The sequence below is a fragment of the Methanogenium cariaci JCM 10550 genome, from assembly GCF_001315945.1.
GTDB lineage: Archaea > Halobacteriota > Methanomicrobia > Methanomicrobiales > Methanomicrobiaceae > Methanogenium > Methanogenium cariaci.
The window spans coordinates 113,099-131,334 of record NZ_BBBG01000003.1 but is presented as its reverse complement, the minus strand read 5'-3'; the positions used below and the strand labels follow the sequence as shown (position 1 = coordinate 131,334).

Annotated in this window: 27 protein-coding genes and 1 pseudogene; 7 read left to right on the top strand and 21 right to left on the bottom strand. The window is 39.8% G+C overall.

Annotated elements, in window-relative coordinates:
* Positions 1 to 50: 50 nt before the first annotated feature.
* Positions 51 to 950, bottom strand: coding sequence for a M28 family peptidase (locus JCM10550_RS04300; protein WP_062397243.1), 900 nt, complete (start codon positions 948 to 950; stop codon positions 51 to 53).
* A gap of 140 nt (positions 951 to 1,090) precedes the next feature.
* Entirely contained in the window at positions 1,091 to 1,306 is a 216-nt protein-coding gene (locus tag JCM10550_RS04295; RefSeq protein ID WP_062397242.1) for a hypothetical protein, read from the bottom strand.
* A gap of 568 nt (positions 1,307 to 1,874) precedes the next feature.
* On the opposite strand from JCM10550_RS04295, the gene JCM10550_RS04285 reads away from it, so the two are divergent.
* Together JCM10550_RS04285 and JCM10550_RS21910 are read left to right on the top strand one after the other, a co-directional pair.
* Positions 1,875 to 2,084: a DUF5661 family protein gene (locus tag JCM10550_RS04285; RefSeq protein ID WP_245618720.1), complete on the top strand. Its 210-nt coding sequence runs from the start codon at positions 1,875 to 1,877 to the stop codon at positions 2,082 to 2,084.
* Positions 2,050 to 2,157 (top strand): DUF5661 family protein, encoded by a 108-nt coding sequence (locus JCM10550_RS21910; protein WP_245618719.1) that lies wholly within the window; start codon positions 2,050 to 2,052, stop codon positions 2,155 to 2,157. Before JCM10550_RS04285 ends, JCM10550_RS21910 begins: the two co-directional genes overlap by 35 nt.
* Before the next feature lie 314 nt (positions 2,158 to 2,471).
* On the opposite strand, the gene JCM10550_RS04280 is transcribed toward JCM10550_RS21910, so the two are convergent.
* Positions 2,472 to 3,146: a DUF4386 domain-containing protein gene (locus JCM10550_RS04280; RefSeq protein ID WP_218185119.1), complete on the bottom strand. Its 675-nt coding sequence runs from the start codon at positions 3,144 to 3,146 to the stop codon at positions 2,472 to 2,474.
* Positions 3,147 to 3,296: 150 nt separating this feature from the next.
* On the opposite strand from JCM10550_RS04280, the gene JCM10550_RS04275 reads away from it, so the two are divergent.
* Both JCM10550_RS04275 and JCM10550_RS19510 read left to right on the top strand, forming a co-directional pair.
* Positions 3,297 to 3,488: a hypothetical protein gene (locus JCM10550_RS04275; protein WP_157199920.1), complete on the top strand. Its 192-nt coding sequence runs from the start codon at positions 3,297 to 3,299 to the stop codon at positions 3,486 to 3,488.
* Positions 3,489 to 3,855: 367 nt separating this feature from the next.
* The gene (locus tag JCM10550_RS19510; RefSeq protein ID WP_172673759.1) at positions 3,856 to 3,993 is read left to right on the top strand and encodes a hypothetical protein; all 138 of its coding nucleotides are present in this window, start codon (positions 3,856 to 3,858) and stop codon (positions 3,991 to 3,993) included.
* A 4-nt stretch (positions 3,994 to 3,997) separates the two neighbouring features.
* On the opposite strand, the gene JCM10550_RS18125 is transcribed toward JCM10550_RS19510, so the two are convergent.
* The 4 genes from JCM10550_RS18125 to JCM10550_RS04260 all read right to left on the bottom strand — a co-directional run bounded on the left by JCM10550_RS18125 (position 3,998) and on the right by JCM10550_RS04260 (position 5,912).
* Positions 3,998 to 4,327, bottom strand: a complete 330-nt coding sequence (locus JCM10550_RS18125) for a hypothetical protein (RefSeq protein ID WP_157199919.1) — start codon at positions 4,325 to 4,327, stop codon at positions 3,998 to 4,000.
* Positions 4,328 to 4,461: 134 nt separating this feature from the next.
* Entirely contained in the window at positions 4,462 to 4,824 is a 363-nt protein-coding gene (locus JCM10550_RS18120) for a hypothetical protein (RefSeq protein WP_157199918.1), read from the bottom strand.
* A gap of 42 nt (positions 4,825 to 4,866) precedes the next feature.
* A complete protein-coding gene (locus tag JCM10550_RS20380; RefSeq protein ID WP_218185118.1) occupies positions 4,867 to 5,160 on the bottom strand; it encodes a hypothetical protein in 294 nt (97 codons plus the stop codon).
* Positions 5,133 to 5,912: a serine hydrolase gene (locus JCM10550_RS04260; RefSeq protein ID WP_218185117.1), complete on the bottom strand. Its 780-nt coding sequence runs from the start codon at positions 5,910 to 5,912 to the stop codon at positions 5,133 to 5,135. Before JCM10550_RS04260 ends, JCM10550_RS20380 begins: the two co-directional genes overlap by 28 nt.
* An 84-nt stretch (positions 5,913 to 5,996) precedes the next feature.
* Between JCM10550_RS04260 and JCM10550_RS18115 the strand changes: the two genes are divergently transcribed.
* Positions 5,997 to 6,167, top strand: coding sequence for a hypothetical protein (locus tag JCM10550_RS18115; protein WP_157199917.1), 171 nt, complete (start codon positions 5,997 to 5,999; stop codon positions 6,165 to 6,167).
* 215 nt (positions 6,168 to 6,382) lie between these two features.
* Here the strand turns inward: JCM10550_RS18115 and JCM10550_RS04255 are convergent, their stop codons facing one another.
* From JCM10550_RS04255 to JCM10550_RS04240, 4 genes are all read right to left on the bottom strand, one after another.
* Positions 6,383 to 6,580, bottom strand: coding sequence for a hypothetical protein (locus JCM10550_RS04255; RefSeq protein WP_062397231.1), 198 nt, complete (start codon positions 6,578 to 6,580; stop codon positions 6,383 to 6,385).
* 526 nt (positions 6,581 to 7,106) lie between these two features.
* Positions 7,107 to 7,520 (bottom strand): DUF3800 domain-containing protein, encoded by a 414-nt coding sequence (locus tag JCM10550_RS04250; RefSeq protein ID WP_157199916.1) that lies wholly within the window; start codon positions 7,518 to 7,520, stop codon positions 7,107 to 7,109.
* Between the two features lie 409 nt (positions 7,521 to 7,929).
* Positions 7,930 to 8,313, bottom strand: a complete 384-nt coding sequence (locus JCM10550_RS04245; RefSeq protein WP_062397225.1) for a DUF2283 domain-containing protein — start codon at positions 8,311 to 8,313, stop codon at positions 7,930 to 7,932.
* A gap of 1 nt (position 8,314) precedes the next feature.
* Complete coding sequence (locus tag JCM10550_RS04240; protein WP_245618718.1) at positions 8,315 to 8,524, bottom strand: hypothetical protein; 210 nt, start codon at positions 8,522 to 8,524, stop codon at positions 8,315 to 8,317.
* 516 nt (positions 8,525 to 9,040) lie between these two features.
* Here JCM10550_RS04240 and JCM10550_RS04235 point away from each other — a divergent pair.
* A complete protein-coding gene (locus JCM10550_RS04235; RefSeq protein ID WP_062397218.1) occupies positions 9,041 to 10,405 on the top strand; it encodes an AAA family ATPase in 1,365 nt (454 codons plus the stop codon).
* Between the two features lie 40 nt (positions 10,406 to 10,445).
* Entirely contained in the window at positions 10,446 to 11,333 is an 888-nt protein-coding gene (locus tag JCM10550_RS04230; RefSeq protein WP_062397217.1) for an AAA family ATPase, read from the top strand.
* Positions 11,334 to 11,409: 76 nt separating this feature from the next.
* On the opposite strand, the gene JCM10550_RS24345 is transcribed toward JCM10550_RS04230, so the two are convergent.
* From JCM10550_RS24345 to JCM10550_RS04190, 10 genes and pseudogenes are all read right to left on the bottom strand, one after another.
* Positions 11,410 to 12,054, bottom strand: coding sequence for a DUF2220 domain-containing protein (locus tag JCM10550_RS24345; protein WP_281175258.1), 645 nt, complete (start codon positions 12,052 to 12,054; stop codon positions 11,410 to 11,412).
* Positions 12,055 to 12,510, bottom strand: a pseudogene (locus JCM10550_RS24340) (DUF3322 domain-containing protein); the annotation flags it as partial.
* A 95-nt stretch (positions 12,511 to 12,605) separates the two neighbouring features.
* Positions 12,606 to 13,520 carry an SbcC/MukB-like Walker B domain-containing protein gene (locus JCM10550_RS04220; protein ID WP_083475293.1) on the bottom strand — a complete coding sequence of 305 codons (915 nt, stop codon included), beginning with the start codon at positions 13,518 to 13,520 and terminating at the stop codon, positions 12,606 to 12,608.
* A complete protein-coding gene (locus JCM10550_RS04215; RefSeq protein WP_062397210.1) occupies positions 13,492 to 14,184 on the bottom strand; it encodes a hypothetical protein in 693 nt (230 codons plus the stop codon). The genes JCM10550_RS04220 and JCM10550_RS04215 overlap by 29 nt, the downstream gene beginning before the upstream one ends.
* On the bottom strand, positions 14,150 to 14,536 hold the full coding sequence (locus JCM10550_RS18110) for a hypothetical protein (RefSeq protein ID WP_157199915.1): 387 nt from the start codon (positions 14,534 to 14,536) through the stop codon (positions 14,150 to 14,152). Before JCM10550_RS18110 ends, JCM10550_RS04215 begins: the two co-directional genes overlap by 35 nt.
* Positions 14,499 to 15,098, bottom strand: a complete 600-nt coding sequence (locus JCM10550_RS04210) for a hypothetical protein (protein ID WP_062397208.1) — start codon at positions 15,096 to 15,098, stop codon at positions 14,499 to 14,501. The genes JCM10550_RS18110 and JCM10550_RS04210 overlap by 38 nt, the downstream gene beginning before the upstream one ends.
* Positions 15,067 to 15,978: an ATP-binding protein gene (locus tag JCM10550_RS04205; RefSeq protein WP_062397206.1), complete on the bottom strand. Its 912-nt coding sequence runs from the start codon at positions 15,976 to 15,978 to the stop codon at positions 15,067 to 15,069. The genes JCM10550_RS04210 and JCM10550_RS04205 overlap by 32 nt, the downstream gene beginning before the upstream one ends.
* Positions 15,959 to 16,264, bottom strand: a complete 306-nt coding sequence (locus JCM10550_RS24335; RefSeq protein ID WP_281175257.1) for a DUF4194 domain-containing protein — start codon at positions 16,262 to 16,264, stop codon at positions 15,959 to 15,961. Before JCM10550_RS24335 ends, JCM10550_RS04205 begins: the two co-directional genes overlap by 20 nt.
* A complete protein-coding gene (locus tag JCM10550_RS24330; protein ID WP_062397201.1) occupies positions 16,246 to 16,539 on the bottom strand; it encodes a DUF4194 domain-containing protein in 294 nt (97 codons plus the stop codon). Before JCM10550_RS24330 ends, JCM10550_RS24335 begins: the two co-directional genes overlap by 19 nt.
* A 7-nt stretch (positions 16,540 to 16,546) precedes the next feature.
* The gene (locus JCM10550_RS04190; protein ID WP_062397199.1) at positions 16,547 to 17,983 is read right to left on the bottom strand and encodes a DUF3375 domain-containing protein; all 1,437 of its coding nucleotides are present in this window, start codon (positions 17,981 to 17,983) and stop codon (positions 16,547 to 16,549) included.
* Positions 17,984 to 18,236: the final 253 nt, after the last annotated feature.

Here is an 18,236-nt window from a genome sequence, read left to right as displayed (position 1 = left end):
CGTCCCCCCCGGACATTCAAAAAAATATTCGGGCAGGGATCACCCGAAGTTCAGGTGAAACAATCTGTCGGATCTGTTCCGTATTTCCTGACAAGCTGATGGAGTGCTTCTGCGATCTCAACCACGTTCCGGCAATCAACAATCGCGGGAGTATCTTTCGGCGTATGGGTGATCTCCTGACTGGCGATATTTTCCGTAACCCATTGTGACGATATCGCAATGGCAGGGCGGCCCTGCTGAACAAAAAGACTGTGGTCTCCCTGCGGCCACTGAACACCCTCGGTCATCCCGTCATATGTACGGAATACCTCGCGGGCGTTCTGTTCTATCTCTTCAGGTAAACCATAGAACGAAAATGCGGATTTCCCTTCTTTATATCCCGCCCCCCCGTCAATATTGATGTTGAAAAGGATTTCCTGAAACCGGTCTTTGTTTTTGCTCATGTAGAGCATCTGTCCGGGAACGGCGTAATGATCCTCCCCCCCATTCAAAGCCACAATCTCAATCTGCCGGTCTCCGGTATCATCCGCCAGCAGTTTTGCCAGGAGCAGGAGCACAACCACACCGGTTGCGTTGTCCGTCGCACCGGGCGTCCCTTTCTTTGCGTCAATATGTGCCGTGATTACGATTCGCCCGCATGGGTTTTTCCCTTTTCTGGCAACAACATTATGGCCTTTCCCCGGAATACGCCGGGACAGGGATTTTAGTGCAACGGTTGTTCCTTCATCAGGCAACAGCCTTCTTCCTTCTGCATCTGTCATATAGACCGACGGGATATCAAAATCCCCGTCTTCAATCAGGGGGGGGACGGATATACCCCCCTCCGGCAAGGGCGGGGGGTTTCGTTCGGTGGCACAGAGTATGGCTGCGGGGGGGTTGCCTTTCTCAAGAAGGGAGATGATCCGCTGATGCTCTATGGGGGGGTTATAGAAGACGAAATGCTTCGGCATGAGCGGTTCGCGGGCAATGTCGCCATACAGAAGAAGGATCTTCCCGCCGGGTTTCAGCTGTGCCAGTTCCTCTACGCATGAAGCGCAAACAAGCTCTGATTCAACGTCGCACCCCCAGAGAGTAGGGACTCACCTGCACTTCAAAACTCAGTCCCTGAGAGGTGAGAATCGCTCCCCCCGTCTTCCCAGTCAATCGCATCAAATTCCTGCAGCTCGGTATCCCAGCCGAATGATGATATCTCTGTTTCAAAAAAATGAGTGGCCCTTCTGTTGCCGCTACTGCCGACGCATCTTTCCGGTATTTCGTTACAGAGTTTGTGCAGGTATGCTGTGCATCTGTGAAAGAGAGGTTCCATAGGTTTTCTTAGTGTTACTACAGTCTCATAAAAGCCTCACCTGCAGGGAGTGGAGATGAGCTGTTCTCTTTGGATGCAGGATCTGCATACCCGGATATTTGTATCATTGCTCTTCCCGGAGCAAAAATATCATTCCGATATACACAAGGCCAACCCCCCCACCCCCCCAGTTACTATTCGGGGGGGCTGCACATGATTCCGATTCTCATTCTCGTTTTCGTCGTTGGCGTGATTCTCTGCACACGGGATAGCCGGTGCTGTCATAACGTCGGGTTGGCCTGTATTGTGTCAGGGATACTGCTCATACTGTTCAAGATACCGGATCTGTTTTCCTAAACAGGAAGATACGGGGCCGGGGCCTGATAATAGCCGTATGGCAGCCAAACTGATTTTTCAATAATCCAATGGTCTTCCTTTACTATGAGAAGCCGGATATTACAGAACCCTGCGGAGTGTTCCTCTGTTCAAAAAACGACCTCGTCCGTTTCGTCCGTTTCATCGGGTGGTTTGGAGGCAACAGGTATATCTCCCCCCCATAGTCACATCCTTAAAAAAACGGAGTAGGTTTATGAGCGGTAAAAAGACATTCACAACAACCGAAGGCAAGGAAATCGGGGGGGAAAAACTCGGAATCAGATGGGACAAATTTTCCGTCGAGGAATTTACGGCGGGAATGAACGTGGAGCTGGAACACGGGCTGACAGACCCCCCCGGCACAAACGTGACGGGTGACGATCCCCCTGATGACCGGGAAGATTGCCCTTGCTCATCTGAATGAATTCCCCGACTATTACGAAAGGCTCGAAAAAATGGAGACCGAGGCGGAAGAATTCTGGGATAAACAATCCTGAAGTGAACGATTCCTCTTTTTTTGTATTTGGTGTCAGGGCTAAAGAGTGCCGGGAAATAATCCCGTTCTCCTGTATACCGGATGGGAATGGGTTGTATTATCTAAGGGGGGGTATTTGTGGTGTAAACAAGTGACCGCGATGGAATCGAATGTCAGGATCGGTCCACGCAATTGCGATTGAGTTCATCCCGGTTATTATCTCTACTCTTCTTCAATTCGGGCTTTGGTGTTCTGGTCGGCTCATCCCCCCCGGCCTTTGTTTTTTTCTATGCAGGGGCTCATCCGGATTTATCATTTCGGGTATGTTCCGTCCTTTCAGCAAAAGCCAGAACAGAAACACCAGTTCCCCCCCCACCCCCCCGCAATCCGGCTGATTGGCAGATTGAAGTCGGGGAACAGCACCGTGCCAACAGTATCTACCAGATAGCTGAGACCGGCAACGATTAACAGGATGCCCAGAATTCCGGGGGGGATGTAGTCTGATTTAAAAACCAGATACCCGAGGAGGACGAGATGGAGGCCAAAAAATACTAATCCAATGGCCCAGCTTTCACGGAACATATTGAGAGAGAACATCACCTGAGCATGGAGCTGATCGGTTTCAAAGACGGTCAGATAGTCAGCACCGCTCAAAAGGAGCAGCACCATTACCAGAAAGATCAGACTGAATGCGAAAATCATGGCATACACCAGCCGAAACCACGCCATAAGGAGCGAGAGACTCTGGTTTACGGGCATGAGGAGGACATACAGTGCCCAGGCCACCAGCAGGTCAAGAATGATTACAATGATAATACTGCAGACAGCCATGCGAAACCGCTCCTCGTTGGCCATGATATTATTGGCTGTTGCTGCGGCATCTCCCGGCACGATCAGGCTCCGGAGCACAAAATAATCCGCGAAGAGATAGACAATCGTCATGATCAGGAGCCCGAACCCTGCGATGATTGCAGCTTCGCGGAGCGATATACCGGCGGCAGGGTTTGTCATTTCAGTTTCCTCCTATCCCCCCCTTTCAGGCGATGGGTGAGAGATGCTGTTTTGTATTTATACTCTTTTCGGGCTGAAACATGCAGAAACGTATATCTTTCACCGGATTCATGGGACGGAAATAAGTTGAGACACGTGGGGGGGGATACGATGGCCGAGAATAAACCTATCATCAGAGTGTATTTCGCAAAGATCAGGGAGGCATATTATGACCTGTCGGAAGAGAAAAAGGCGCAATTCATGCAGAGGGACCGCGAGCAGATGGACGAATGCGGGATGAAACTTATTCTGACAATTGACTGCCGGTGGTCAAACGAAGAGTGGGATTATATCGGGGGTTGAGGAATGGCCGACCCTGGAATCTCTGGAAAAGCGGACCAGATTTGAAAAGGAAGAGCTTGCAACATTCCGGTATGTTGAATCGAAGACGTATCTGGGGACGCGGGTGATGGGAGAATATGGGATAGAATGATTATTTTCCTTCGATCACAATTCAGACACTCGGTTGGATTCCTGAAATGGAATAACAAAACGATTTCGGGAATGAACGTTCGGCAACAGGGTTTCAACGGAGCAAAAAATGGTAAAACAAACAGTTGAATCGGTTAGCATTTCGTCACACTATCTTTTTCAGGTTCCTACAACAATACAGGTTTATATGAAGAAAAGAAATAAATAAAACACGGCTAAGGCTAGGAGATTAAACTGTATGGCATTGAGTAAAAAAGATTTAGGGAAGAAGAACAAAGCGAAAGCGGCCAAAGCAGAAGTACTCTCGAAGCAGGCAGCTGGCGGCAGCCAGGCAGCCGCAAAGAAACTTAAGAAACTCAATAAAAAGATGAAGTAAGCGATCAGGATTTTTCAACTATTTTTATTTTTACTGCTAATGAAATAGCGATGCACATCGCAAAATGCTCGTATCCGTAGGGGAACGGAGGCTCATTTTTAAAAATGCCTATGACGTGCAGAAGGTGTTCCGGTTTCTTGGCTGATACTATGTGTTCAATCCACTTCCGGAACCTGATGGCCTTCTGGATGAAACAGCCGGTGGTATTGTTGGCGCAGAGGATAACGAGATGATGGGGGGGCGAACGCCTCCCGATTGCAGGGGTGACGTTGGCGGAATGGCGGCAGCTTTGCAGCAGCATGGCGGCACTTTCCGCCAGGATAAAACTAGGCATTCCACCCGAATGATACAGATCTAAGAGAGTATAGAGAGACGCTTCTTCAAGAGAAGGGGATATTGCGGAAGAATGAGACCCCCCCACAGCATCAGGACATCTCCCATGCCGATGGGGGGTTCGGGCGCCTGTGCTCAGGGATTTTCCACCAGCCAGATTGCTTCCGGCGCAATTCTGGCCGAAGAGGACGAACAAAGCAATGTCGTCGCCTGGTATGATAGCGGCAGCCTCCTCCACCTGCTGCATTCTGCTGCATTTGCTGCCATATGTTGCCACCTGTTCTCCATGCTGTAAACGAGGCTGCATTCGTTGGAGAACAGGAACCGTTGGGACGGGCTGGCACAGAGGGTGTATTTGTTCCATATTTTTGGGTTTCGAAGGACAAAATCGACTTCAATGGCACCAATCCGAGGATGGATTTGCGGCATATTTGTTTTGTTGATCTTCAGGTCGCCTCCTTCCATGAGCATGAGGCTGAACAACTCCAGTTCCTCCATGCTTGTATTTCGAAGAGGCGAAAATATCGGTAGATCCTGGTGTTAATAAACCGCAGGAATTATGCACTCCGATATCAGCGGCCACCGGTCTTTAGCGTTCATGACAAATTCAGATGCAATTGCTATAACCAGGTCTTTTTCCGGGATACAACAAATAACGTTTCCGCCATCGCCGAGAGCCATGTAGGCAAAAATACCGTCCTCTTCACGCAGCCACCAGAGATACCCGTACGTATTGGGATTCATCGCGATTGATTCATCAATCCATGTCCGGGAAATAATTTGACTATTATCGCAGATGCCATGGTTCAGGTAGAGAAGACCAAACCGTGCCATATCACGCACAGTGAGCGTAAGTCCCCATCACCGGTGGAGTTGCCATTTGGATCGTGTACCCATCCTTTCACCTTTTTTCCGAATAAATCCTCAAACCCGAATGATTCCATTGCATTATCCGAAATCTCGTTCATGCCAACAGATCTGAACAAATGTTCATTTGCAAACTCACGGGCACTTTTTCCAGTGCTGCGGGTGATAATGGCGGAAAGCAAATGCGTTCCTGTAGTGGAATATTTGAATGTCCCGATTGTTCCGTTTTGGCCGAGAATATCCAGACCATACTTCATCCAGTCCGGTTGCATGCACAACCGGTCCAGCGGTTCGTGCCAGTCTTCAAATGCATACGGTGCCGTCATTGTGAGAAGATGGCGCAGGGTGATCTCCCGTTTCTGCCGTTCAGCTGGAATGGGAACATATTCCGGGAAAAAATCCAGTACCTTCTGGTCCGCACTTTTGATATATCCTGCATCGATGGCAATACCGATTAAGGCAGAGGTGACACTCTTTGTCACCGAGGTTACATGATGGGTATCATCAGGACAATGGTCATGATAATATCGTTCAAAAACGATCTGTCCATTCCTTAGAATGACGATACCGTTGATATTTTCGTATTCCGCCGGGATTATTTGATCAAGTACGGCAAGCTTTTCCGGGTCCATTCCTGCGGATGCCGGGTCTGCAGTCAGCCATTCCCGGGTTGGCCAGGGGGGGGCTCTTTTCAGGGATGAAGGATTTTCATGGTTCATTCCAACAATTTCTGCACGGAAAATATAATAGTTTTATTATTTTAAAATATTTCCAACAATCATCGATAATAAAACACGGCGGAGGTGGGCAGCGTCCCTGTAGCCGGTGTGGCGGAAGAAGGGTGGATGCACATGCCTGGTGGGAAAACCGCTCACTCCATTGTTACAAGCGGGGGGGAGGCCGAGTGCAGCAGCAACACCCTCTCCGTAGGCCGGGTCAGCCTTCAGGCAATATCCGATATGGCGTATCAATGAACTCGGGTGCATTGCCCATGGCACGGCCGGTGTTTTCACACAGCACCTTCTGATGTGCTCATCAGCCGGAAGAGTCTGCCCGGCTGATGGGCGGGGGGGTGACGCTGGCGGAATGGCGGCAGTTTTGCAGCAGGATTTCGGCATATTCCGCCAGGATAAAACCGAGCATTCCACCCGAATGATACAGATCTAAGAGAGTATAGAGAGACGCTTCTTCAAGAGAAGAGGATGTTGCGGCAGAATGAGACCCCCCCACAGCACCTGTGCATCTCCCATGCCGATGCGGGTTCGGGTGCTGTGCTCAGGGATTTTCCGCCAACGAAATTGCTTCCGGCGCAATTCTGGCCGAAGAGGACGAACAAAGCAATGTCGTCGCCTGGTATGATGGCGGCAGCTTCCGTCCCCTGCGGCATCCTCTGCTGCACTTGCCGCCATCATATGCGGGCCACCGGTTCTCCATGCTGCAAACGAAGGCTGCACCCGCTGGAGGACAGGAACCGTTGGGACTGACTGGTACAGGGGGGGTCTGAAAATCGCAGAACCATGGTGGGGGGGACAAATATTTATATCCGTGTACTACCCTGTAGTACATTAGTGAGTAAGTCCTTCCGGAAACGGATGAGGCCACCGTAAGGTGGGTGGGACAAAGTACGGAAGGGTTCACTTCTTCTCTCTATTGTGATCATGGTAATACCCGTTCTAAGATCATTTTCTCCCGTATCAGATCGTAATGTGTTGTTTCATCTGAACGGTATTTACGGTGTATAGCACCCGCGATGAAATCAACTGCCTGGATGCATGGTTCTGCTTGAGAATCAACATGCATAATGGTTATCCGACTTCTATCGGCAATCCCGTTGTCCGGGAATTCCAGCATTTTGTAGGCCAGGTAGTCATCAAAATGCTCTTTTTGTAATCCGTATAGGGACTGGTCAATAATTACGTTGACGGGGGGTCAAAAGTCCCGTAACAGGCAGTAATTTTTGAGACCAGCGATGCGGCAAGATAATTATAGATTATCTGATGTTTATCCCGGATATGAAGAGGAACCTGCCGTTTATGGAGAATTAAATAGGCGATATCGAGATCACAGGAGGCAAGGCACCGGAATATTCTGCGTTTCATCTCCGGAGGCGTGTTGTTATATTTCAGTTCCGGCACCTGCTTCATTTTCTTTTTCATTTTCTGCTGCCGGATTTTCTTAAAGCATCGTTGAATCGGCAATGTATTGCAGGGAACGAGGGCCGCCATCACAAAATACTCTGATGACTGTTGCGTAAATCCGAGATCCCCCGATTCATCGATGTAGATGTCCACGAAATTACTATTGGACTCATCCCTATTATACGGCATAGATTGCCACAGAATTTTATTCGATGGAGCAAGGGAGGTGAAATCCAGGAATATCGGCGGATACCTGAATGATGGAAACAGAGGGATATTCGGTTCATATTTTTGGGAACCGGAGGGTAAAATACATCTTTTCCTGCTCATTTCCGGTCTCTTTTGGTCACGTATGTAATGCCGGGAAAAGACGGCAGTAATGCCAGTTATTTGCGAAATATCCAAAGGATTATAGACTAATACGGGGGGGTGCTATTCGCGGATATTTTGAGAGGATGTATGGGGGGGTGTCTTTGGGGGGGGAGAAAGGCCCGCTCCGGCCGTCTGTGGGGGGGATGCGTTTTTCAGGGGGGGTGCGGGCCCGTTTTGGGGGGGTTATTTAAGTGTTGCTTAAACCGAGTGAAATGATTGTGCGTCTTCAACACATTCCGCACGACATGGCCATGGTTCCGGATGGAATATTGAATTCGTTGATATCTGCTGCGGTGATGGCTTTCGGGAGATTTTTATTTCGTATTTCAAGAGTGAGTGTTATATTCAGCTCAAGTTTTTCACTTGAGACATTCAGGTTGACGTTGATTCGACGATATTTTGTGAGTGCATATTTTGAGACACCGAATCTTTTAGAGGCATTCTGTATCTCCACGCCCTTGATATAATTTCCTTCGCCGAAATCAATGATGATATTGTCTATAACCAGCGAGTGCTTATGTTCGGCCCCCCCTTTGGTAAAGAGAAAAAGACTGTCATTTTCATAATCATAGTCAATAGTATCTGCCGTGTGAATTTGATTTACAGCCATGTTATTTCACCCTCCTCTTTCTGTCTTTTTTATAGCAGGTTATTAAACTTATTATTATTTCAGGATTGGTACTCTTTACTGAGACCACCAAAGTTAGATCATAATTTTCGTTTAAATTGAATAGGATTTCAAATTTTTCATCCTCTTGATTTGATATTGCTACAGGATCACTACCCATAAGCATTTTATGAATACCATCAATATCAGGCATTGAATCATCTTTCCTCTCTTCAAGTCGAATTTTAAAGTGAGAGGAACTTCTAATATTCTCACTTTTTAACTTGGAAAGGGATTGCAATAATATTGATAGATTCATTTTAGCATAATCATTTACAATATATTCTTTATTAAGCCATTCGTATTCCTTTTACCATCAAAAAAGGAAAACGGAGGTTGAATTCCGACCTAAATCTTCATATTCTTTGTCCCAGTCTGTTACTGTGATTTTACCCAACAGAATATCTGAACTCATACAAAGAAAACCCTAATAATTGAAGAGGATAACAAGGCAAAAACAAAGTCCCTTATATCACAAAGGATTTAGCATATATAATCAATAAATGCATAATCCAAGGTTAATTACCTAATTACTGTTGTATTCTAAAATATCTGTTGATATTTCGAATAGAATATAAATATAATTTGGCATATCAATTCGACAAATTTTTGTCAGCGGATTTTTTCCAGGTAATTATCAGTAAACATAAATATCGATTTAGGTGGGAATATGATTGAGAGAATTAATAATATTGAAACTGTTGGTTTGTACCATCGTGCAAAAGGTTCAAGTTTTGGTTTTAAAAAAGCGAACTTAATTTATGCTGATAATTGCAGAGGCAAATCAACATTGGCTTCAATCTTTGAATCATGTTCTACCGGAGATCCATCGATAATAACTAGCAGAAAAACTCTTGGCAGTGAGAATGAACAATACGTAGATATTCAATTTGATTGTGGTCATAAAGTTACATTTGATGGTGCTCAATGGTCTGAAAAACGTCAAGAAATACTTGTATTTGATGCAGATTTTGTTGAACGGAATGTATACTCTGGTGGGCAAATCACTCCAGATCAGAGACAAAACTTACTTCAATTTGCTATTGGTGACAGAGCAGTAACTACACAAAATGAATATAATCTGTCATTGGAAAATTTACAAAATATTAAAATAAATATTGGGTCTTTAGAGGATCAGTTAAATGGTCATCATATTGGTCTTTCTTTAAGAGAATTTGATGAAATTGAATTCATTGAAGAACCAGATAAAAAAATAGAACAATTACGTTCAAGACTTGACAATGCTAAGAACATTGTAAATCTTCAAGCCAAAGAAATACCAAAAAAACTTGAAATCCCACTTTTTGATATTGATAGTATATTTTTTGGATTAAATTTTTCTTTAAAAGATGTTGACATAGAAGCTGAAACAAAAGTAAAAGATCATATCAAAAAACAAAGAGGAGCTAATTTAGAAAATTGGTTATTTAATGGTCTTTCTCATGAGAATGACGAAAAATGTCCATATTGTGGACAAGAAATTACTGGTTTAGATTTAGTTAAATCGTATAGAACATATTTTAATCATGAATATCGTCTTCTGTTAAAAAATATTGAAGAATTACCACAAAAATGTGAGGAACTTTGCAGCGAGGAAGTGGTTAACAATTTAAATAATTCATTTTCTAAATCAAGAATCACTGCAGATAATTGGAAAGAAGATGTAGATTTGGATGAACTATCTTTTGAATCAGATATTGCTCTTGAAAATATTCGGTCAATTTATCTCCGTTTAAATGAATTAATCAGCAGAAAACAATCAAACCCACTTGAAAAGGTAGTACAAGAGTCAGATAAAAATTATATTATATCAAAGTGGCATGAAGTTTTAAATTGCATAGATAATTGTAACACACAAATTGATAAAGCAATTCATTTAATTAAGGTATTTAAGACGAATCTTGATTCAGAAGATATTGATAATTTGAATAAACAAATATCAGATATTGAATGGTCAAAAAAAAGGTATGATCCAACTGTAGTTGAGTTAATTGAAAAAACTTTCGGAAGTCAAGATAGAGAAAATATCTGCTGAAACAAGGAAAATTACTGCTAAAAGTCAATTAGATTCGGAGATGGAAGCTATTCTGGCTTCATATAAAAAAACCATAAATGATCTTCTTAGAAAATTTGGTGCTTCATTTATAATATCGGAAATGGATCATAACTATTTAGGTGGTGCTGGAACCCTTCAAAGTGATTATGGATTAGAAATTCGTGGTCAAAATATTAACTTAAATGGTGAAAAATCAGGATTTAGAACATCATTAAGTGAATCAGATAAACGAACTTTGGCCTTTGCTTTTTTTATTGCAATTGTCAAATCAGATACTGAAATTGCTAAAAAAATTATCGTTATTGATGATCCTATGTGTAGTTTTGATTTAAATAGGAAAAAATCAACTCGTCAAGAATTGAAAGACATATATGCCTCTTGTAATCAGTTAATAATTTTAGCACACGATGTATATTTTCTTCATGATTTACATAATGAACTCTCTAAAAAGGATAAGCAAAATATCCTAACAATAAAAATTGCACATATGTCTGGTGATTATAGTGACTTTGGTGCTATAGATTTAGACAGAGAATGTGAAGCGAGTTACTACAAACACCATCGTATTTTAACTGATTTCTCCACTGGTAGCACCACTGCTGACAAAAATGATGTGGCAAAAGCTATACGACCAATGTTGGAAGGATATCTACATAGACGATTTCCAGGATTAATAAAAAAAGACATGCTTTTTGGTAAAGTTATTAACCAAATAAATAATGCTGATCCATCATCTCCTTTAAGGCATGCAAAAAACATTGTTGATGAATTAAATGATATTAACAGTTATGCCGGGCCATTTCATCATGATACAGATCCTGCTGCGGATCAAGTTACTGTTAGTGAATATGAATTACGGACTTTTGTTAATAGAGCATTAGAAGTTGTCTATAAAGGAACTGTTTAGTGAAGGTAGTGTGCCGAAAGTTCTGTAAAATTGAAGACGGCCCTGCATCCAACATTGTTTTGGGTAAACTTGCTCTTCAATGCTGTTCTCTCATAGCACCAATAATTTTTTTCATAGCATATGGATGTGGAATTTTCTCCTGTTCCAAACGATTTTTTTCATTCCTCTCTAAAAGTTGAGTGAATAATTGATGTTCATCTTGAGTTAAATGAGCAAGTTCTGTTACTGTTGTATCAATTCCAGTTATTGAAAGATCTTCAAACTCATAAAACGTTTCAAAATCCATCATGCAGGAACATGTTTTGGGAAAATATCCCCCCCTAATTTGAGAGAGAATTTGAAAACCGTGGGCATCAATATCACCCCAATAAATAATTTGTTTGTCAGATAACCAGTGAGCATTTTTTAATAATCCAATCTGAAAACCTTTTCCAAAAATTGCTATAGAGTCTGTTAAATTAGGTAATGTAAGAAAATTAAAAATGTTCGAAAAATTGGTAAGATTTTCGAGGACGAAGACTTTCTCACAGGGAATATTTAATGAAACAAATTGGCTGTGGGGGATGCTGAGATCATTGATGCCAAAAAATAATTTTTGGGCCAATTGGTCATCGAGTATTCGTATCCGAATTAATTTTTCATCGTATTTAAGATTGAAACGCTTTTCAAAAGTATTTTCATCTTTATTGATATGCTCTTCAACGAGAATATCCAGAAGCATTCTGATCGTTGCTTTGTTCTCTTCAATAAATTTTGTTGATATATCCAATGGCAATTCTCTGATATACAGATCCGGTTTTGGATTATGGATGAAAAATTTACATACCTTTAACAAATCATCCATTTTTTCAAAATTATCTATAACTTTTTGAGGACGTTTAATGATCCATTCCTTCAATTCAGGGATTTCAGAAATTATTGTGTTTGTAACTCTAATGAATTTCTCATATTCCTTCTCCTTTTGGATAAATTCCAAATAATCATTGTTTGCTTCAAAAAAGATACGTTCAGGAAAAGATTGCTCCCCGATTTTTTGATCATTTCTCTTTATGAATTCGACTTGATATCCATAACCAACGGTATCCTTTGATTTTTGACGTAAATTTTCAATTTCTTTCTGAATTTTTGAAAAGTCTTTCAAGGTATTGGACGCTTTTATTTTTCCAAAGCGAACATTTTTTGGAAAAAAGAAAGCTCTTGAATTGACGAAATTAAAAAATCATTGTACCAGCGAAGAGCCTCTTTTTTTATTTCTTCTGGTTGAATCATTTTTTATTCGCCGACATTGATATTGGATTGGTTTAATCTTGTCTTATGGTATTCCTGAATTGAGATATCTCGCGACATCGAATTACTACCAGTTTCATTCGATATGAGATGGACACAATTAATATAATTTTCAATAATATGGATTTTTTGCATTGGTGTAATTATCAGGAGTTGTAAATCTAATGTTTTAAATAAATCTAAACCATAGCGTGCACTTTCGTCAGATCCACGGCCAAATGCTTCATCTATCATAACAAACCGGAATGATTTTGATTTGGGATTGTCTCCTGCAGGGCCAAACTGATAGGCAAGAGCAGAAGCTAATATTGTGTATGCCAATTTCTCCTTTTGACCCCCGGATTTACCTGAAGAATCACTGTAAAATTCCTTTTCAGAATTATCGGAAAGATATTTTTCAACAGCAGAAAAAGAGTACCAATTTCTTACATCCGTCACCTTATTTGTCCAGTTAATATCAACGGAATTTCCACTATTGAATCTGTCTAAAATTATTTTCACTTGGTTGAATTTGTTTTCGCTGTAAGGATTTATTTCACCAAAGGAACCCTGAAGGCAGTCACGTAATTGAATTTTGAAAGTATTAATATCAATATCCTGAATTTTTTCAGACAATAATTCAATATAAGTGCCACTATTGTATTCAATCGTTTTTAAGGAATCATTTATCGCTTTAATGTTTTTCTCAATCTGTTTGGCATTCGAATCTAATCGACTTTTAAATAATGCAATATCATTGATTGTCCCTTCATGGAGTAATTTTTTGAATCGTTCTTCATATCGGGGGGGAAGATCTTCTGTTTTGATTTTTTCATAGAATTTTCTATATTCAGGAATTGCCTCAATGGTTGCTACCATTTCAACGGTTTCTTCAGGATATTCCTGTTTGAATTTTTGCATTTTTTGAAATTAGTCTGAAACCGATTTTTCTCTCTCTATTCGCATTATCATCAAATGTTTTGGTAAGTGTTTTTTTCACATTTTCCTGACGATGGCCTATAGTTTTTATGTCATATTTATCATCTGAAAGAACGCTATTAATTATCAAAACTTGATTGCTCTCTTTATCAAGGGAAAATTCGGATAACAATTGTTTACATTGGTCAAAATCTTCCTTGTAAACAGATATTTTGGAATTGATTTCACCAACCTTGGTCTTGAGTTCGCTTTTTTCTTTATCTGAAATTTCAATCTGATTTTGTATAGATTCTAATTTGGTTTTTAATGTTTTCAGAAGATCTGAAGATTTTTTCAACTCCTCAATTTCATGCTGACATTTTTCAATTTCCTCAGCAATTTGTTTCCAATTTATACCATGATGATCCTGGAATTGAAGAAAATCATGAAGATTTGTTTTTCGATATTCAAGTGTATTTTTATTTCTATCGATTGCTTTTTGTTTATCTTGGTTTTGTTTGATCTGTTTTTCAAGGGATACAATCTCTTCTTCGATAATTTTTATCTTCTCTTGATTGTTCCAACCCAACACATAATACCGTTGATCATGAAGATTTTTCCCGTCATCCTTTTCATGGCGGCCCTGACCCCCCTTTAATCTGACCATTTTTTGTAATTGCTTTTACTTCTCTCCGAAATTGTTCAATTGACTCACAACAGATGTAATTAAATCGTCCATACAATTCGTTAGATATCCAACCGTAAAATTCCGAATCTGCTTTAATATCAATCTTTTGGATTAAGGAATTTATTTCAGGCTCTTTTCTTTTTCCAATTACGATATTTTCAGGAATTTTAAAGTAAACGATTCTCCCCCCCTTTAAATTAGTTTTATCAACAAAAGAGCTGACTTCTTTGTAATACCTTTCAGCTACAAGAATGCTCAATCCAAAACTGTGAAGAACACGTTCGATAGCACCCTCAACGTTTTTCCTCGGGTTTAATTTGGAGTAATTCACCAACAAAAGGCAATTCAGAATCTTTTAAGTCTAAATGTGTAAGAATTAATTTACGAATTTGTATGTTTTTTTCTGGAATTTTGGTTTTTCTTCTCGTTAAGGAATCCAGTTCATTCTTATCGATTTCATACAAATCTCGTAATTTTCGGTATGCTTCTATTACGCTGTCTCTTTGTGTAACAAGATCCTTAAGGTCGGTTTCCGTCAATTTTTTCAATTCGTCTGCCTGGTTTAATGTTTGTTGAAACTGATTCTCATCAGGATCTTTGAAAAAACCTAATTCGACACATAAATTTGAATATTTTTGATTCTGATTATGTTTAGTAATTTTCACTTTTTCCAGAGCAGCGATTTCACTGTCCAGCTGATTTATCCTTTGTCCTTCCTCATTCTGATTAATTGAAATAATAACATCTTTCTCTTGGTCGCGCAATGTTTCTAAATCAAGAGTGATTTTAGTAATATCATGCTCAGTTCGTTCTTTAGTTGAAATGTGGGATTGAATCTCTTTCTCAAGAATTATGGCTTTTTTATCTGCAAAAAAAAACGGGTAAAAAATCAATAGACTTTTTTAATTCTATATTTTTTTCAACAATTATTTGATATGCGTCAATTGCTTCATCTAAAGGAGTTAATTGTTCTAATTGTCGTTTTGCTTTTTGAACCGCTTCATGAGATTTTGTAAGGTTTTCATAGTTATTTTTTATTCCCTCAATCTCATCTTTTACGTCCAATTTTTCCAGCATATGATTTCGCATGAATTCAGTTAATTTACCTACAGACTTCATCGAGACTGTCTGATAAAATAACTCCATTACTTTCTCAGATTTAATTCCAAAATGGGAGCGAAATTTGGAACTATAATCCTTAAAATAATCATAGACTTCGGTTTGATCGAGAGTTTTTAAGCGTTTTTTCAGAGAAAAGACATCTCTTTCATCATTATTTATTTTAAAATGCTCTTTGATACTTAAGTCCTGTTTTGAGATGACAAAAAATTTCTTTGCAATTCCTTTTCGTATCCAAAAAACTTGAGCTAACGTGTATCCTGATTCAAATCCTTTATTGTAGAACCGAGCAAGAAGGACCGAATATTCATTATCATTTCGTAAATAAACCGGACTGGAATTGTTACTGAACTCACTCCTCTGATTTTTATATTCTCCCATTACATAAGAGCCAATGGTTCGTTCTTTACTTCCAGCGCCAGCTGCTTTATTGTAAATAATCTTATTCGGAGGAACCAATAGGGTAACAATTGCATCAACCAAGGTGGATTTTCCCGATCCAATATCACCAGTCAATAACGAATTGAAACCACATGGTTCAACCTTCCACACTTTCTGATTAAAAGTTCCCCCCCAATTGTAGACTTCTAAACGATGTAACCGAAATCCTTTCTGTAGATCATCGTCTGAAAAATCAATTAAGGAGTTTTGCATGTTCCCCCCCCAACTTTGCTTTAATCTCCTGAAGTCCATCAGCAGATATTTTTGCTTTCAGAATTCTTCTGACTTCAAACTTATTCGAATCAGTACTCAGTACTCTTAAAAAACCAAAGTCTACAAGTTTTTTGATATGTTTATCAACTTTGTCAGTCAATTTAGCCTCGTTTGAACCTTCCGGGAGAAATATTCTTACAGAGTCTTTGATCTCCTCACGATCAATGATTAATCTTGTAGAATCTCCACCTTTCATATCGAATTCAATTAATTTTTCGAATAGCAGGACAGAGAGTAGAGTAACAGGATAACTGAGTTGTCTTCTCTCAATAATATGGGGGGAAGGTTTTCTTCCTGACTTGGATCACTGTCTTTTTGTTTTAAGTAAGCAAATCCTTCGCTTTCCTGGACAAATACTTCAATTCCTATTCCCGAAAAATGTTGTTTAATATCCCGCTGGTATTGAATGAGACAATTCCAAACGGTCTTATCGTCACTGTATACAACGCCTTTTAATAATTTTATTACAGCTAGAGCATAGGGTAAAGTCTCGTTATCCATACCATTCTCACCTACTAATAATAATTTGAGGAAGTTGAATTTCGAAATATCTATTCGATATTTTGTTCCATACGATCATCGTTTCAGAAATATTTTCGTTAACAAATGCTTTCTCATTTTTTAATGCGATATCAACATAGATAAGAATCTCTGCGAGTCCTCGTTCAACAGGATATTTTTCAATGAGTGTTTTCAACGTAAATTGAGAGGTGATCGAAAGTAATTCATCAATTCTCGACCTAAGTTCTTCCTGATTGATATCAAATTGAGAATACAATTGTTGGGTATCAACCAATGTCGAGTTACCTTCTTCAAGGTCGATTTGTCTCAAATCCTGACTGATAGATACATCCCACAATGGACGTTCCATAATCATCTCAATTTGTGGGCGATCAGGAATTGTAATAATCTCTTTATTGCTTGGGGGATTGTTTTTTATTTCAACTGCAATTGATTTAATGTCCCTAATTATCTCAATAATCCGTTTATTATCCAAATAAATCCTATCATCAAGGTATTTTCGCAATTGCTCAACTAGTATGTGATTCGTGTTATTGATCCTATATCCTGCTTCAATAAGATGATCTTTCAATCCGTCAAGAGTGTCATCCCTTTTAATATCCTGAATTTCGGGCAAATGAACGATTAATTCGATCAATTCGTCCAATTCATCCTGTTTGTTTTGGGACAGCAGTAAATCCCAAAAAGCTCGAAAACTTTTCCCTTGATCAGACTCCGAAAGAATGTCATGACTCGAAAAAATATCATTTAAAAGCTCTCCTTTTTGTACTTCACTGGTAATCTGCTTTTTTCTGACGTCTTGATCAAGTTGGCGAAAATTGTATTCAATCTGCTTAAAATCTGAGAGTAATTTATTCGAGGTATCGTAAATATCGAAATATCGTTCTTTAATTTGTGTATCACTAAATTTTTCAAGTATCCCTGAATTAATTTTATTGATTTCTTCTTCAATCTCACTTTTTTTCCTTTCTAATTCTTCTAATCGTATTGTTGGGTTGTCTGAATTTCTATAAGCAATTTCCTTCAGCATCTCAATAATTTTAATTAGCCGAGATTCAGTACCTACAAATTCCCGATTCTCTAGCTCCTTTATCCATTCTAATGCTTTCTCAGTTGATGGAGTAAGTTCAAAACAGGGTTCATCATTATCGGCGGGATAATATTTTCTTAAGTATGCCTCATTTGCCCAATTGTCAAGGTAATTTTGAGCAGAATCAGGATATAATTCCTCTCCGCAAGTATTTCGGATTAAATAAATTGTGTCGGTAAGATTGGAAACGAGCTCATCATTAGATATCGTGATTTTGTTATTCTGCTTAAATGCTTGGAAAATAAAACTAATGATTAGTGGACTATTATCGGCATTGAACAACCGTATTGTTGGATCACTTTCTTTGAGATTTTTAATTCTATGATAGTCCATTTCAATACAAGCTTAATGTTATTTCTTTCATTATATGTCCTTATCGAATACTATCTTTTGAAGATTATTTATTGGATATTTCAAGAAAATAAAGGATCGAACACAAGAGTGATTTGTTTAGAAGAACAATATCGCATTTCACTTAAATTGTTAATTATTAGAAGAAAATAGATCGCTGTGTGAATGTTTGGTAAGGGATATTGGCCTGCTTGAGAGAAAGCATATTGTCGCTTATGGCGGGATTCACATCGGG